The following is a 14,471-nucleotide window of genomic DNA, read 5'->3' as shown; positions in this document are numbered from 1 at the left end:
GTTGCGGATGGATCTCGAAGCGGCCACGACGGACGGCTGTTGAGACCGGTGGGTGATCCTCCGGTGACCTAGGAGACGACGTCCTTGCGTGCGAAACCCCGGAAGGCCAGGGCGAACAGGACCAGCGCGTACGTTATGGAAATCGCCGTGCCCTGGATCATGCCGGCCCACTCCGGGCGCGGCTGGACGGCGTCGGCCCAGGCGAACTGCCAGTGCGCGGGCAGGAAGTCGCGCCAGTGGCCGAGAGCGGTGACCGCGTCCAGCACGTTCCCCACGATCGTGAGGCCGACCGCGCCGCCCACCGCGCCCAGCGGTGCGTCCGTCCGGGTCGACAGCCAGAACGCGAGCCCGGCGGTGACCAGTTGGGACACGAAGACGTACGCCACCACGACGACGAGCCGCTGGGCCGCCGTGCCCGGGGAGAGGGCGCCGCCGGTCGGTATCTCCAGCGGCCCCCAGCCGTATGCCGCCGTACCCACCGCGAGCGCGACGACCGGCAGCAGCACCATGGCCGCGAGGCTCAGGCCGAGCCCGACCGCGAGCTTGGACCACAGCAGCCGGGCGCGTGGGACGGGCGCCGCGAGCAGATAGCGCAGCGACGACCAGCTCGCCTCGGAGGCGACCGTGTCCCCGCAGAACAGGGCGACCGGGATGACCAGCAGGAACCCGGCGGACACGAAGAGGTTCACCGCGGCGAAGTTCGCGCCCGACGCGGTGGCCGTGTCCATCAGCGTGATCTGGCCGTTGCGGGAGCCCGGATCGCCGCCGATGGCGAAGGCGACGACCAGCACGAAGGGCAGCGCGGCGAGGATCGCGCCCATGACGAGCGTACGGCGCCGCTTCAACTGCCTCACGAGCTCGACGCGCAGCGGCAGCGTCCGCCGCGCCCGGTACCCGTCGGCCGTCTCCGCCCGCTCGACGAGCGCACTCATGCGGAACCTCCGATCAGCGTGAGGAAGGCGTCTTCCAGACGCCGGTGGGGGCCGAGCGAGGCCACCGGGACCTCGAGTCGCACCAGTTCGACAAGAAGGCGGGCGGCAGCCGCGGAGCCAGGGGGAACCGGCTCCCCGGAGGCCTCGACGGACACGATCGGCTCGGCGGAGACGAGCGGCCCGGCAGACGCTCCGGCAGGGACGACCGGCTCAGCAGAACCCCCGGTGGACACGATCGGTTCGGCCCGGACGCCACCGGACGCGATCGGCACGGCGGTCGCGACCGGTCCAGGGGAGCCCCCGGCGGTAGCGACTGCCTCAGCGGTGGCAGCCGTGGTCGCGTCGGCGTCCGCGGACAGGCCGGCGCCCGCTCCGTAGGGCCTGGCGGCACGGGTCCTCGCACCCGCGGTCACGCCGGCACCCGCGGTCACGTCGGCACCGGCGGCCACGCCGCCGCCTGTTCCGGCAGTCTCCGCGGGGCCCGCGGAGACTCCCACGGCCGCCGGCGTGCCCGCGGCACCCTCGATGCCCCGAGCCCCGGCCGTCGTGTCCGGCGTCAGGCGAACGAGCAGTCCGCCCTCCGCCCGTATCGCCGACGACACGCCAGGCAGCGCGGCCACCTTCTCCACCAGCGGGTCGGCGATGTCGGCCGCGAGGCCGACGAGCAGGGTGTCGCCCGAGCCGATGATCTCGTGCACCGGGCCCGCCTGCACCAGTCGTCCGTGGTCCATGACCACCAGATGCGTGCAGGACTGCTCGACCTCCGCCAGGAGATGGCTGGAGACGATGACCGTGCGCCCCGCCGCCGCGTACCGGATCATGACCTCGCGCATCTCACGGATCTGCGGCGGGTCCAGGCCGTTGGTCGGTTCGTCGAGGATCAGCAGGTCCGGCAGGCCGAGCATCGCCTGGGCGATGGCCAGGCGCTGGCGCATGCCCTGGGAGTAGGTGCGCACCGCGCGGGCCAGCGCGTCGCCCAGTCCCGCGATCTCCAGCGCCTCGTCCAGGTGCGCGTCCTCGGGCGGACGGCCCGTCGCCCGCCAGTACAGCTCCAGGTTCTCCCGGCCCGACAGGTGCGGCAGGAAGCCCGCGCCCTCCACGAAGGCACCGACCCGCGACAGCACGGGGGCGCCCGGGCGGATCGCATGGCCGAAGACGCGGATCTCGCCGCCGTCCGGCTTGATCAGGCCCATCAGCATGCGCAGTGTCGTCGTCTTGCCCGCGCCGTTCGGCCCCAGCAGGCCCAGCACCTGCCCCCTCTCCACACGGAAGGACAGGTCCCGCACCGCGTACCGGTCCGCCGACTTCGCGTACCGCTTGCTCAACCCCGTGATCTGCAGCGGCACGTCGGCCGGCGCGGGGTCGGGCGCCGCTGTCGCCGTACGGCGGCGGCCCGGCAGCAGCAGGGTCAGCGCGAGCACCGCTCCGGCCGGCGGCAGCCACCAGACCCAGGAGGGGAGCTGGGCGGCCGCGGTCGTCACACCCGGTGCCGTCGGCACCTTCAGGTCGCCCTTCAGGGAGACCGTGTACGTGGCCGGCGCCGCCGGGGAGGCATAGCCGAGGTCCGTCGAGGCGAGGACCAGCCGCAGCCGGTGCCCCTTCTGCGCCTCGTGGTCGACGGCGGGCAGGGGCAGCGTGACGTCCTTGCCGCTCTTCGCGCCCGTCACCCGGACCGGGGCGACCAGTTGCGAGGGCAGCACCTGCTGGGTGCCGCCCGGTCCGACGTCGTACACCTTCCCGAAGAGCACGGCGTCGTCGCTCGTCGACCTCACATGGACGGTCACCGTCGGCGAGCCGGTGATCCGCAGGTCGTCCCGCACGGGCCGCGAGTCGAAGTGCGCGTACTGCCCGGGGAAGTCGAGCGAGACCCCGATGCCGAGCGAAGAGAGCTGGGACAGGCCGCCCGAGCCGCCGAGGCCGGGGAGCGCGGAGACCGCGGGGGGGCTCGCGCCCGCCGGGTTGGCGAAGGTCTGCTCGCGACCGCTCAGCGCGACCGTCCGCGCCCCGCTCTCCAGACCGGGGTACGTGTCCCCGCTCGCACCCCGCAACTGGGCCGCCCCGTCCGTGGAGTCGATGCCCCCGGTGCGGGTGATCCGGAAGGCGGGCCCGGTGTCGACGCCCTTCTCGTCCTTGAGATAGCGGTCGAACCACGCCGTGACGCGCGCCTCGACACGGCTCGCCTCCATGTCCCCGCCGTCGTGCCCGCCCGCGATCCAGTCGACGTCCACGGGCGCGCCATTGGCCCGGATCGCCCTGGCCGCCGCGTCCGCCTGGCCGAGCGGGAACAGCGAGTCGGACTGGCCCTGCACGAGCAGCGTGGGCACCTTGATGTCCTTCCCGACGGCGGACGGGGAGCGCGCCTGAAGCAGGGCGCGCGCCTGTGCGTCGGGCTTTCCGGACTCCGCGACCCGGTTGTACATCCCGCACAGCTCCGCGGTGAACTTGGCGCAGCCCCCGCCGGAGTTCATGAAGATGCCGGCCCACAGCTTCTTGAAGACGCCGTTCGGGAACAGGGCGTCCGCCAGGTTCCAGTACGTGATCGCCGGGGCGATCGCATCCACCCGGTCGTCGTGTCCCGCGGCCAGCAGCGACACCGCCCCGCCGTACGAGGCGCCGGTGACGCCCACGCGCGGGTCGCCCGGCTTGTCGAGCTCGACCTCCGGCCGCTCGGCCAGCCAGTCGAGGAGGCGCGAGACGTCGGCGACTTCGCCCTTGGGGTCGTTCAGCCCGATCTTCCCCGTCGACTTCCCGAAGCCGCGCGCCGACCAGGTCAGCACCGCGTACCCGTCCCGCGCGAGCTTCTCCGCCTGCTCCCTGACGTCGTCCTTGCTGCCGCCGAAGCCGTGCGTGAGCAGGACCGCCGGGCGGCGGCCGCCGGAGCCGGAGGTGAAGTACGAGGTGTCGAGCCGCACTCCGCCGCCCATGTCCATGACTCGGTCGGCGCGGTGCACGGCCGGCGCGTCGTCCGAGGCGACGGCCGTCCACGTACCGACACCGGCCAGCACGAGGAGGACCGTGGCCACGGCGGCCACGGCCCCTCGGCGCAGCCCTCGGACTGCGGGGAGTCGAAGATCCATGCGTCAACGGTACGGGCCGCCACCGACAACCGAAGCAGCCGCCGGGCTGAACCCCGGGCCCTCCTACGGACGTACGGACCTCATGCCGCATACCGCAGCCGTGGTACGAAAAGCCATGGAGATTCGCCGTGCCACCACCGTCGCGGAGGTGGCGGCAGCCGAGCACCTCTTCGACGACGCCGTCCGCCCCGAGTGGGCCGAGCGCTTTCTGACCGCCGTTGGGCACCATCTTTTCCTGGCCTACGAGGACGGCGGCTCGACGCCCGTCGGCTTCGTCAGCGGCGTCGAGACGATCCACCCGGACAAGGGCACCGAGATGTTGCTGTACGAGCTGGCGGTCGCGGAGTCGTACCGGCGCAGGGGGATCGGGCGGGCGCTCGTACGGCGGCTGGCCGCGCTCGGCCGCGAACTCGGCTGTCACGGCATGTGGGTACTGGTCGACACCGGGAACGACATCGCCCTTGCCGCCTATCGCAGTGCGGGCGGCAAGGACGACGGGACGTGCTCCGTGGTGACCTGGGACTTCGGCTGAGCCCCGGCGGGCGGGGTCAGGCCTGCGCGTCCTCCGGGATCGACACCAGCCAGCGGGTGTCGCGGCGCGGACGCAGGTAGAGGGCCCAGTACAGGGTGGCGACCGCGGTGATGCCGCCCGTCCACAGCAGGTAGCTCACCTCCTGCTGGCTGAGGATGTACGCCAGGACCGCGATCAGCAGCACCGGCATCGCGGGCCACAGCGGCATCCGCCAGGCCGGTGTCGTGCCGTGCGCGCCGCGCCGGGCGAGCAGGGCGGCGACCGCGACCAGCAGGTACATGCCGGTCACCGAGACGCCCGTGACGCCGTAGAGGGTGTCCAGGTTGACGTAGCACAGGAGGGCGCCGGGGACGCCGACGACGAGGGTGGCGACCCACGGGGAGCCGAACCGGCCGAGCTTGGCGAGCGCGTTGTTGACCGGCTCGGGCCAGGCCTTGTCGCGGGCCGAGGCGAACAGCACGCGCGAGTTCTGGATGACCATGACGATGCCGGCGTTGATGATCGCGAGGGCCACACAGAGGCTGACGAACGTGCCGACGGCCGAGCTGGACCAGGCGGTGACCATGCTGCTGATGTCGCCGCCGGTCAGCGCCTTCAGGTCGGGCGCCCCCATGGTGATGGCGACGACCGGGACCAGGATGACGACCGAGGAGATGGCGAGGGTGGCCAGGACCGTGCGGGCGACGTTGCGGCGCGGGTGCTCCAGTTCCTCGGAGAGGTAGACGGCGGTCGAGAAGCCCTGGGTGACGAAGAGCGCGATGGCCAGCCCGGAGACCACCAGCATGGCCGTCACGGTGTCCGTGTGGCCGCCGGAGCCGGCCACCTGCATCGAGACGAGGCTGCCCGCTCCGCGCTCGCTGTGCGCGAAGCCCAGGACCGCCACGACGCCCGCGGCCACGACCTCCAGGACCAGGAAGATGCCGGTGATCCAGGCGTTGGCGCGCAGGTCCAGCAGACCGGCGAGGGTGGCGAGCAGCATGACCCCGGCGCCCGTCATCGACGGGTCCAGGTGCACGATCGGCGCCAGGTAGTCCGCCGTGCCCATCGCGATCACCGGCGGCACGATCATGACGACCAGCAGGGACAGCACGAAGACGAGCCAGCCCGCGAGCCGTCCGGCCAGCGTCGACACCATGGCGTACTCGCCGCCGGCGCTGGGGATGAGGGTGCCCAGCTCCGAGTAGCAGAACGCCACGGCGATACAGAGGAGGGAGCCGATGGCGATCGTGAGGGCGGTGGCGGTGCCGAGCGAGCCGAACAGGTCGGGGACGACCACGAAGAGTGTGGAGGCGGGTGTCACGCACGACAGCGTGAGCAGGGTGCCGCCGACGACGCCGATGGAACGCTTGAGCTTCTGAGGGCTGTCCGACGCCTCTGTGACGGCGTTCTCGACAGGACGGAGCGTGTCGGTCATGCGGCGGTTCCGATCGACTTGTGCGAAAGATGATGGCGGTCGGGAGCGCTATCGCCTCCGGCGGCTCTCGTCGTATGTCACTTCGTCCGCTCCCGGCGCTGATGGAACCCCGACGAAAACCGTCACGTCAATGGCTGTTTTCCTACGGAATCCGTGGCTCAAAGCTGATCCACTGTGCATTTGCGTGGCATCAAGACCGTGTACCAGGCGGCTTTGGGCCCGTACGGGAACCGTATCTTCCGCATCAAAATTCACGGGAAATCCGTCCGCAGTTCGGACACCGTCAAGGGGCCTCGGGGGCCCTTCCGGTCGCCCCGGTGGCAGTGGGGCTGCGGCATACCGCGGCCTGGGTGGGGTTCACGGCGGCGCTGGTCGCGACCTCCGCGTGCGGCGCGGACGGTGCGAAGAATGCGGCCGAGGTCGCCGAGAAGAGTCTCCGCCGTGGCGGGCGAGGCAGGCGCGGACAACATCGCGGACCACGCCGACCCGACAAAGAGCCTGCGCTACATAGGTGCCTCCGACAACGTGAAGGACCTCGGCGAGGCGACGGTCCTCGGCAAGAAGGTCACCCACTACCGGGGGCAGCGTCGGCGCGGAGCAGATCAACGACTCCAAGTTCACCGCCGCGGAGAAGAAGGCCGCCATCGATGCCCTGAACGTGAGCGGCGGGAAGATCACCTACGACGTCTGGGCCGACGGCAAGGACCTGCCCGTGCGCATGACGCAGAGCGGCGCCGGCATGACCGTCACCATGGACTTTCTGAAGTTCGGCGCCACCAAGGCGATCCCGGCGCCGCCCGCCTCCGACACCGCCGACCTCACCGAGCAGGTCAAGAAGCAGCGCGACCGGTCACTCGGCCAGTGACGCGCCGGTGCCCCGGTCCGCCACATGGCTCGGCGGACCGGGGCACCCCGTGCTGAACTCAGTGGTTGCGCGGGAACCCGAGGTCCACGCCCGCCGGGGCCTCGGACGGGTCCGGCCAGCGGGTGGTGACGACCTTGCCGCGGGTGTAGAAGTGCGTGCCGTCGTTGCCGTAGATGTGGTGGTCGCCGAAGAGCGAGTCCTTCCAGCCGCCGAAGGAGTGGTAGCCCACCGGGACCGGGATCGGCACGTTCACGCCGACCATGCCCGCCTCGATCTCCAGCTGGAAGCGGCGGGCGGCGCCGCCGTCCCGGGTGAAGATCGCGGTGCCGTTGCCGAACGGCGACTCGTTGATGAGGTCGACGCCCTCCTCGTACGTGTCGACGCGCAGCACGCACAGCACCGGGCCGAAGATCTCGTCCTGGTACGCCTTCGCCGTGGTCGGCACCTTGTCGAGCAGCGAGATGCCGATCCAGTGGCCGTCCTCGTGGCCCTCGACCGTGTAGCCGGTGCCGTCGAGCACGACCTCGGCGCCCTCCGCCGCCGCGCCCGTCACGTACGACGCCACCTTGTCGCGGTGCGCCTTGGTGATCAGCGGGCCCATCTCGGAGGTGGGGTCGTTGCCGGGGCCGATCTTGATCTTCTCGGCGCGCTCGCGGATCTTCTCCACCAGCTCGTCGCCGATCGAGCCGACGGCCACGACCGCGGAGATCGCCATGCAGCGCTCGCCCGCGGAGCCGTACGCCGCCGAGACCGCCGCGTCCGCCGCCGCGTCCAGGTCGGCGTCCGGCAGGACCAGCATGTGGTTCTTGGCGCCGCCGAGCGCCTGGACGCGCTTGCCGTTCGTGGAGGCCGTGGTGTGGATGTAGCGGGCGATCGGAGTCGAGCCGACGAAGGACACCGCCTTGACGTCCGGGTGCTCCAGGAGCCGGTCGACGGCCACCTTGTCGCCGTGGACGACGTTGAAGACGCCGTCCGGCAGGCCGGCCTCGGCGAGCAGTTCGGCGAGCTTCAGGGACGCCGACGGATCCTTCTCGGACGGCTTCAGCACGAACGTGTTGCCGCACGCGATGGCGATCGGGAACATCCACATCGGGACCATCGCCGGGAAGTTGAACGGCGTGATGCCCGCGACGACGCCCAGCGGCTGCCGGATCGCCGCCACGTCCACACGGCTGGCCACCTGCGTGGACAGCTCGCCCTTGAGCTGCACGTTGATACCGCAGGCCAGGTCGACGATCTCCAGGCCGCGCGCCACCTCGCCGAGCGCGTCGCTGTGCACCTTGCCGTGCTCGGCGGTGATCAGCTCGGCGATCTCGTCGCGGTGCGCGTCGAGCAGTGCCCGGAACTTGAAGAGGATGGACGTGCGCTGAGCCAGCGAGGACTGGCCCCAGGTCCGGTACGCGTCCTTGGCCGCCGCGACGGCCGCGTCCACCTCGTCCACGGTCGCGAAGGCGACCTTCGTGGTGACCGCGCCGGTCGCCGGGTCCGTCACCGGACCGAACGTGCCCGACGCGCCTTCGACGGTCTTGCCGCCGATCCAGTGGTTGACGATCTTCGTCATGCCCAAGTACTCCTTCACAGATGGCGGCGTCGGGTCGAGACGTGCCGGTCGTACTCCTCGCGCGCCTTGACCGCCGACGATCGGGTCGCGGTCTCGGCCACGGGTACATCCCACCAGGCCTGCGCCGGAGGCGCGCCCGACACAGTGTCTGCGGTTTCGGTCTCCACGTAGACACATGTGGGAGTGTCCGCGTCGCGCGCCTCGGCGAGGGCGGCGCGCAGGTCGTCCACGGTCTTCGCACGCAGCACGCGCATGCCCAGGCTGGCCGCGTTGGCGGCGAGGTCCACGGGCAGCGGCGCCCCCGTGTACGTACCGTCCTCGGACCGGTAGCGGTAGGCGGTGCCGAACCGCTCGCCGCCCACCGACTCCGACAGACCGCCGATGGACGCGTAGCCGTGGTTCTGGATGAGCAGGATCTTGATCGCGATCCCCTCCTGCACGGCGGTGACGATCTCCGTCGGCATCATCAGATACGTGCCGTCGCCGACCAGCGCCCACACGGGCCGGTCGGGCGCGGCCATCTTCACACCGATCGCGGCCGGGATCTCGTAGCCCATGCACGAGTACCCGTACTCCAGGTGGTACTGGTCGCGGGAGCGGGACCGCCACAGCTTGTGCAGGTCGCCCGGGAGCGAGCCGGCCGCGTTGATGATGACGTCCGACTCGTCGACGATGGCGTCGAGCGCGCCGATGACCTGCCGCTGCGTCGGCCGTACATCCGGCTCCTCGGCCTCGAAGCAGGCGTCCACACGGTACTCCCAGCGCTGCTTGTCCTCCGTGTACTCGGCGACGTACGCCGGATCCACGCGGTGGTCGTGCAGCTCCAGCGCCTCGGTCAGCTCCTCCAGGCCGCCGCGCGCGTCCGCGATCAGCGGCAGCGCGGAGAGCTTGTGGCCGTCGAACGGGGCGATGTTGAGGTTGAGGAAGCGGACGCCCGCGCCGGTGAAGAGGGTGCCGGAGGCCGTGGTGAAGTCGGTGTAACGGGTGCCGACACCGATCACCAGATCGGCGGTGCGGGCCAGCTCGTCGGCGGTCGCCGTGCCGGTGTGACCTATGCCGCCCACGTCCTGCGGGTGGTCCCAGCGCAGCGAGCCCTTGCCGGCCTGGGTGGAGGCGACGGGGATGCCGGTGGCCTCGGCGAACTCCGCGAGTACCTCCTCGGCGCGGCTGTGGTGCACGCCGCCGCCGGCCACGACGAGCGGGCGCCGGGCGGCCCGGATCGCCCGGACGGCCTCGGAGAGCTCGACCGGGTCGGGCGCAGGCCGGCGTACGTTCCACGTCCGCTCGGCGAAGAACTCCTCCGGCCAGTCGTACGCCTCCGCCTGCACGTCCTGCGGCAGCGCGAGCGTGACCGCGCCCGTGTCGACCGGGTCGGCGAGCACCCGCATCGCCTGGAGGGCGGCCGGGATCAGCGCCTCGGGGCGGGTGATCCGGTCGAAGTACTTCGACACCGGGCGCAGACAGTCGTTGACGGACACGTCGCCGGCGTGGGGGACCTCCAGTTGCTGGAGCACCGGGTCCGACGGGCGGGTGGCGAAGACGTCGCCGGGCAGCAGCAGGACCGGGAGGTGGTTGATCGTGGCGAGGGCGGCGCCCGTGACCAGGTTGGTGGCACCGGGACCGATGGACGTCGTCACGGCGTGCGCGGACAGCCGGTTCGACTGGCGGGCGTAGCCGACCGCTGCGTGCACCATCGACTGCTCGTTGCGGCCCTGGTGGTACGGCATCACATCGCCGTACTCGATCAGCGCCTGCCCGATGCCCGCGACGTTGCCGTGGCCGAAGATCCCCCAGGTCGCGCCGATCAGCCGGCGGCGAACGCCGTCGCGTTCGGTGTACTGGGCGGCCAGGAAACGTACGAGCGCCTGAGCGACCGTGAGCCTCGTCGTCGAGGTCATCGGTATCCCTCCGTGTGATCCGGGTGGAAGCAGATCCGCCACTGGCGCTCCGCGCCCGGCCCGGCCATGACGTTGAGGTAGTACATGGTGTGTCCGGGCTGGGCGATGGAGGGGCCGTGCCAGCCGTCGGGGACGAGGACGGCGTCGCCGCTGCGGACCTCGGCGAGGACATCGGATCCGCCCACACGCGAGGGGAACACGCGCTGGTATCCGAAACCGTTCGGGCCCTCGATCTCGAAGTAGTAGATCTCCTCCAGCTCCGTCTCCTCGCCGGGCCGGTTCTCGTCGTGCTTGTGCGGCGGGTACGAGGACCAGTTGCCGCCGGGCGTGATGACCTCGACGGCGATGAGGTTGTCGCACTCGAAGGCGTCGGCAGAGGCGAAGTTGCGCACCCGGCGGGCGCAGGTGCCGCTGCCGCGGTCTTCGACGGGGACCTCCGGCGCGGGGCCGTAGCGGGCGGGGAGTCTGCGCTCGCACTTCGCTCCTGCCAGGGCGAAGCGGCCTCCCGCGCCGGAGGCGATCTGGACCCGGGCGTCACGGGGCACGTACGCGAAGTCGGAGACCCCCGCGAACACGTTGTCCCTGCCCAGGAGTTGGAACGTTTCGTCCTCTATGTGCACCGTACAGGCGCCTTGGAGTGGAAGCACGATCCACTCGCTGTCACCGGTGGTGAACGTGTGCGTGCCGCCCTGCGCCAGTTCCACGATCCGCAGGCTGCTGTGGCTCCAGCCGGCCCGCTTCGGGTCGATGTCGAGCGCGTACTGCGCGTTCGCGGTGGTGCCCCCGGGGACGTACAACTCGTTGCTCATGCGGCCCTCACAGCAGTCCTACGGCGGTGTCCACGGCCGCGGCGACATCGCCGTCCGCCGGGTACAGCAGCGAACGGCCGACCACCAGGCCCTTGACGGTGGGCAGTTGGAGCGCCCCGCGCCACTTCTCGTACGCCCCCTCCTGATCCTCGCCGACGTCGCCGCCGAGCAGTACGGCCGGCAGGGTGGAGGTCTCCATCACCCGGGCCATGTCGTCCGGGTTCTCCGTGACCGGGACCTTCAGCCAGGTGTACGCCGAACTGCCGCCCAGCCCGCTGGCGATGGCGATGGACCTGGTCACGGCATCGGCGCTCAGGTCGTTGCGGAGCCGGCCCTCGGGGGTGCGGAGGCTGATGAACGGCTCGACGAACACCGGGAGTCGGCGCTCGGCCATCTCGTCGATGACCCGGGCGGTGGACTCCAGGGTGTTCAGCGATCCCGGGTCGTCGTAGTCGACGCGCAGCAGCAGCTTGCCCGCGTCGAAGCCGAGCCGCTCGATGTCCTGCGGGCGGTGACCGGTGAAGCGGTCGTCCAGCTCGAAGGAGGCGCCCTGGAGACCGCCGCGGTTCATCGACCCCATGACGACCTTGTGGTCGAGGGCGCCGAGCAGCAGCAGGTCGTCGAGGATGTCGGCGGTCGCGAGGACACCGTCGACACCGGGGCGCGACAGCGCCAGGCAGAGCCGCTCCAACAGGTCGGCGCGGCTCGCCATGGCCATCTTGCGGTCACCGACGCCGAGGGCGCCGCGGGCCGGGTGGTCGGCGGCGACGATCATCAGCCGGCCGGTGTCGTCGATCAGGGGACGGCGCGAGCGGCGGGCGGCGGCCTCGGCGATCGCCTCGGGGTGGTGGATGCGGATGCGGACGAGCTCGGCGATGTCCACGCGCGCGGGGGCGCTGTTTTCGTGCTGCACGCGCGCGGTGGTGGTGTCCGCGTATCCCACGCGCGCGGTGGTGCTCTCCTCGTGCTCCACGCGCGCGGTGGTCGCCTTGTCGACGCTCACAGCACCGCTCCTGCCGTGACCGCGCCCTCGACCTCATCGGCCGTGGGCATCGCGGACGAGCACTCCAGGCGGGAGGCGACGATGGCGCCCGCGGCGTTCGCGTACCGCATGATCCGCTCCAGGTCCCAGCCGGCCAGCAGCCCGTGGCAGAGGGACCCGCCGAAGGCGTCGCCCGCGCCGAGCCCGTTGAGGACCTTGACCGGGAGCGGGGGGACCTCGGCCGACTCGCCGCCCGCAGTGACCGCGAGGACGCCCTTGGGCCCCTGCTTGACGACGGCGAGTTCGACGCCGGCGTCCAGGAGGGCGCGGGCGGCGGTGTGCGGGTCGCGCTCGCCGGTGGCGATCTCCACCTCGTCGATGTTGCCGACGGCGACCGTGGTGTGGCGCAGGGCCTCGGCGTAGAACGGGCGCGCGGTCCCGGGGTCGTGCCAGAACATGGGCCGCCAGTCGAGGTCGAAGACCGTCGTACCGGACTTGGCGCGGTGGGCGAGGGCCGCGAGCGTGGCGGTGCGGCTGGGCTCCTCGCTCAGGCCCGTGCCCGTCACCCAGAAGATGCTCGCGGCACGGATCGCGTCCAGGTCCAGCTCGTGCGCGTCGATCTCCAGGTCGGGCGCCTTGGGCTGCCGGTAGAAGTAGAGCGGGAAGTCGTCCGGCGGGAAGATCTCGCAGAAGGTGACCGGCGTCGGCAGTCCCGGTACCGGCGTGACCCAGCGGTCGTCCACCCCGAAGCCGCGCAGCGCCTCGTGGAGATAGGTGCCGAAGGGGTCGTCGCCCGTGCGCGTGATCACCGCCGTACGCCGCCCGAGGCGGGCCGCCGCGACCGCGACGTTCGTCGCCGAACCCCCCAGGAACTTCCCGAAGGACGTCACCTGGGGCAGCGGGACGCCCGTCTGCAGCGGATAGAGGTCCACTCCGATCCGCCCCATGGTGATCACGTCGTACGCCATCGAGTCCCCTTCGTGTCTGCTCTCCTCGGCTTTCTAGTCCCGTGCGCGGAGCCCTGTCAATGTTTTGTCCAGACATTCGGACCATGCCTTGACAGTCCCTGTCGGGAACCGCACCCTTGCGGCCATGACGTCGTTGTCACCTCAAGGCTCACTCTCCCGCATCCGGATCGGATCGGCTCCCGACTCCTGGGGCGTCTGGTTCCCGGACGACCCGCGGCAAGTGCCCTGGCAGCGCTTCCTCGACGAGGTCGCGCAGTCCGGTTACGAGTGGATCGAACTGGGCCCGTACGGGTACCTGCCCTCCGATCCGGCCGTGCTCGCCGAGGAGACGACGAAACGTGGCCTGAAGGTGTCGGCCGGCACGGTCTTCACGGATCTGCACCACGGGCCGGAGGTCTGGGAGAAGACCTGGGCGCACGTCTCGGACATCGCCGCGCTCACCCAGGCGATGGGCGCCTCCCATCTGGTGGTCATCCCCTCCTTCTGGCGGGACGACAAGACGGGCGAGGTGCTGGAGCCGGACACGCTCACGCCCGAGCAGTGGCGGCACCTGACCTCGCTGACCGAACGGCTGGGCCGGGAGGTGCGCGAGCGCTACGGGCTGCGGATCGTCGTCCACCCGCACGCCGACACCCACATCGACAGCGAGGAGAACGTCGTCCGCTTCCTCGACGGCACCGACTCCTCCCTGGTGTCCCTGTGCCTGGACACCGGGCACTACGCGTACTGCGGCGGGGACAGCGTCAAGCTGATCGAGACGTACGGCGAGCGCATCGGCTATCTGCACCTCAAGCAGGTGGACCCGGAGATCCTCGCGGAGGTACGGGCCAACGAGATCCCGTTCGGCCCCGCGGTGGCGAAGGGCGTGATGTGCGAGCCGCCGTCCGGGGTGCCGGCGCTGGAACCGGTGCTGGCGGCCGCGTCGAAGCTCGACGTCGACCTGTTCGCGATCGTGGAGCAGGACATGTACCCGTGCGAGCCGGACAAGCCGCTGCCGATCGCACAGCGGACCCGGGCGTTCCTGAGGTCGTGCGGGGCGTGAGGGGACCTGCCTGAGGGGGCTGGCGTGGCCGTGACCGGCGTGACCGGAACCGACGTGACCGGAACCGACGTGACTGGAACCGACGTGACTGGAACCGACGTGACTGGAACCGACGTGACTGGAACCGACGTGACTGGAACCGACGTGACTGGAACCGACGTAAGGGAACCGACGTAAGGGGCCGTACGAGGCACTCGGGAGTCCGACCGGTCCCCGGTCCCCGGTCCCCGGTCCGGCGGGTCCGGCCCGTCCTGCGCGGGCACAGGCCGGCCGGGTTGCCGTACGACGGCCGCAGGGAGCGCACGCCGGGAGCGCGTACTGGCATCGCACGCCGGGCACGGTCGACGGAACGGGGCGGCCCGCACTATCACTCCATCGGAGGCGCAACCCG

12 protein-coding genes are annotated in these 14,471 nt (G+C 71.3%); 4 read left to right on the top strand and 8 right to left on the bottom strand.

The window, feature by feature from the left end; genetic code table 11:
• Window positions 1-68: 68 nt before the first annotated feature.
• Together Q2K21_RS29950 and Q2K21_RS29945 are read right to left on the bottom strand one after the other, a co-directional pair.
• Entirely contained in the window at window positions 69-932 is an 864-nt protein-coding gene (locus Q2K21_RS29950; protein ID WP_310777147.1) for an ABC transporter permease, read from the bottom strand.
• A complete protein-coding gene (locus tag Q2K21_RS29945; protein ID WP_310777144.1) occupies window positions 929-4,009 on the bottom strand; it encodes an alpha/beta fold hydrolase in 3,081 nt (1,026 codons plus the stop codon). The genes Q2K21_RS29950 and Q2K21_RS29945 overlap by 4 nt, the downstream gene beginning before the upstream one ends.
• A 115-nt stretch (window positions 4,010-4,124) precedes the next feature.
• Here Q2K21_RS29945 and Q2K21_RS29940 point away from each other — a divergent pair, with 115 nt between their 5' ends.
• The gene (locus Q2K21_RS29940; protein ID WP_310777141.1) at window positions 4,125-4,541 is read left to right on the top strand and encodes a GNAT family N-acetyltransferase; all 417 of its coding nucleotides are present in this window, start codon (window positions 4,125-4,127) and stop codon (window positions 4,539-4,541) included.
• A gap of 16 nt (window positions 4,542-4,557) precedes the next feature.
• Here Q2K21_RS29940 and Q2K21_RS29935 read toward each other — a convergent pair whose 3' ends face one another.
• Window positions 4,558-5,955, bottom strand: coding sequence for an APC family permease (locus Q2K21_RS29935; protein ID WP_310777138.1), 1,398 nt, complete (start codon window positions 5,953-5,955; stop codon window positions 4,558-4,560).
• Window positions 5,956-6,613: 658 nt separating this feature from the next.
• Between Q2K21_RS29935 and Q2K21_RS29930 the strand changes: the two genes are divergently transcribed.
• The gene (locus Q2K21_RS29930) at window positions 6,614-6,820 is read left to right on the top strand and encodes a hypothetical protein (RefSeq protein ID WP_310777136.1); all 207 of its coding nucleotides are present in this window, start codon (window positions 6,614-6,616) and stop codon (window positions 6,818-6,820) included.
• 58 nt (window positions 6,821-6,878) lie between these two features.
• Here the strand turns inward: Q2K21_RS29930 and mmsA are convergent, their stop codons facing one another.
• From mmsA to iolC, 5 genes are all read right to left on the bottom strand, one after another.
• Window positions 6,879-8,381, bottom strand: a complete 1,503-nt coding sequence (gene mmsA / locus Q2K21_RS29925; protein WP_310777133.1) for a CoA-acylating methylmalonate-semialdehyde dehydrogenase — start codon at window positions 8,379-8,381, stop codon at window positions 6,879-6,881.
• Window positions 8,382-8,395: 14 nt separating this feature from the next.
• The gene (gene iolD, locus Q2K21_RS29920; RefSeq protein WP_310777130.1) at window positions 8,396-10,279 is read right to left on the bottom strand and encodes a 3D-(3,5/4)-trihydroxycyclohexane-1,2-dione acylhydrolase (decyclizing); all 1,884 of its coding nucleotides are present in this window, start codon (window positions 10,277-10,279) and stop codon (window positions 8,396-8,398) included.
• Window positions 10,276-11,088 carry a 5-deoxy-glucuronate isomerase gene (gene iolB, locus Q2K21_RS29915; RefSeq protein ID WP_310777127.1) on the bottom strand — a complete coding sequence of 271 codons (813 nt, stop codon included), beginning with the start codon at window positions 11,086-11,088 and terminating at the stop codon, window positions 10,276-10,278. The genes iolD and iolB overlap by 4 nt, the downstream gene beginning before the upstream one ends.
• A gap of 7 nt (window positions 11,089-11,095) precedes the next feature.
• Window positions 11,096-11,971, bottom strand: coding sequence for a Cgl0159 family (beta/alpha)8-fold protein (locus Q2K21_RS29910; protein WP_449343605.1), 876 nt, complete (start codon window positions 11,969-11,971; stop codon window positions 11,096-11,098).
• 116 nt (window positions 11,972-12,087) lie between these two features.
• On the bottom strand, window positions 12,088-13,038 hold the full coding sequence (iolC, locus tag Q2K21_RS29905; RefSeq protein WP_310777124.1) for a 5-dehydro-2-deoxygluconokinase: 951 nt from the start codon (window positions 13,036-13,038) through the stop codon (window positions 12,088-12,090).
• 124 nt (window positions 13,039-13,162) lie between these two features.
• Here iolC and Q2K21_RS29900 point away from each other — a divergent pair, with 124 nt between their 5' ends.
• Both Q2K21_RS29900 and Q2K21_RS29895 read left to right on the top strand, forming a co-directional pair.
• Window positions 13,163-14,080, top strand: a complete 918-nt coding sequence (locus Q2K21_RS29900) for a sugar phosphate isomerase/epimerase family protein (protein WP_310777120.1) — start codon at window positions 13,163-13,165, stop codon at window positions 14,078-14,080.
• 24 nt (window positions 14,081-14,104) lie between these two features.
• A complete protein-coding gene (locus tag Q2K21_RS29895) occupies window positions 14,105-14,257 on the top strand; it encodes a pentapeptide repeat-containing protein (protein ID WP_310777117.1) in 153 nt (50 codons plus the stop codon).
• The last annotated feature ends 214 nt before the right edge of the window (window positions 14,258-14,471 follow it).

It is taken from the genome of Streptomyces sp. CGMCC 4.7035, assembly GCF_031583065.1.
GTDB classification, from domain to species: Bacteria; Actinomycetota; Actinomycetes; order Streptomycetales; family Streptomycetaceae; genus Streptomyces; species Streptomyces yaanensis.
Note: the sequence above shows the minus strand (reverse complement) of the source record. Positions and strands in the feature narration are given on the sequence as shown.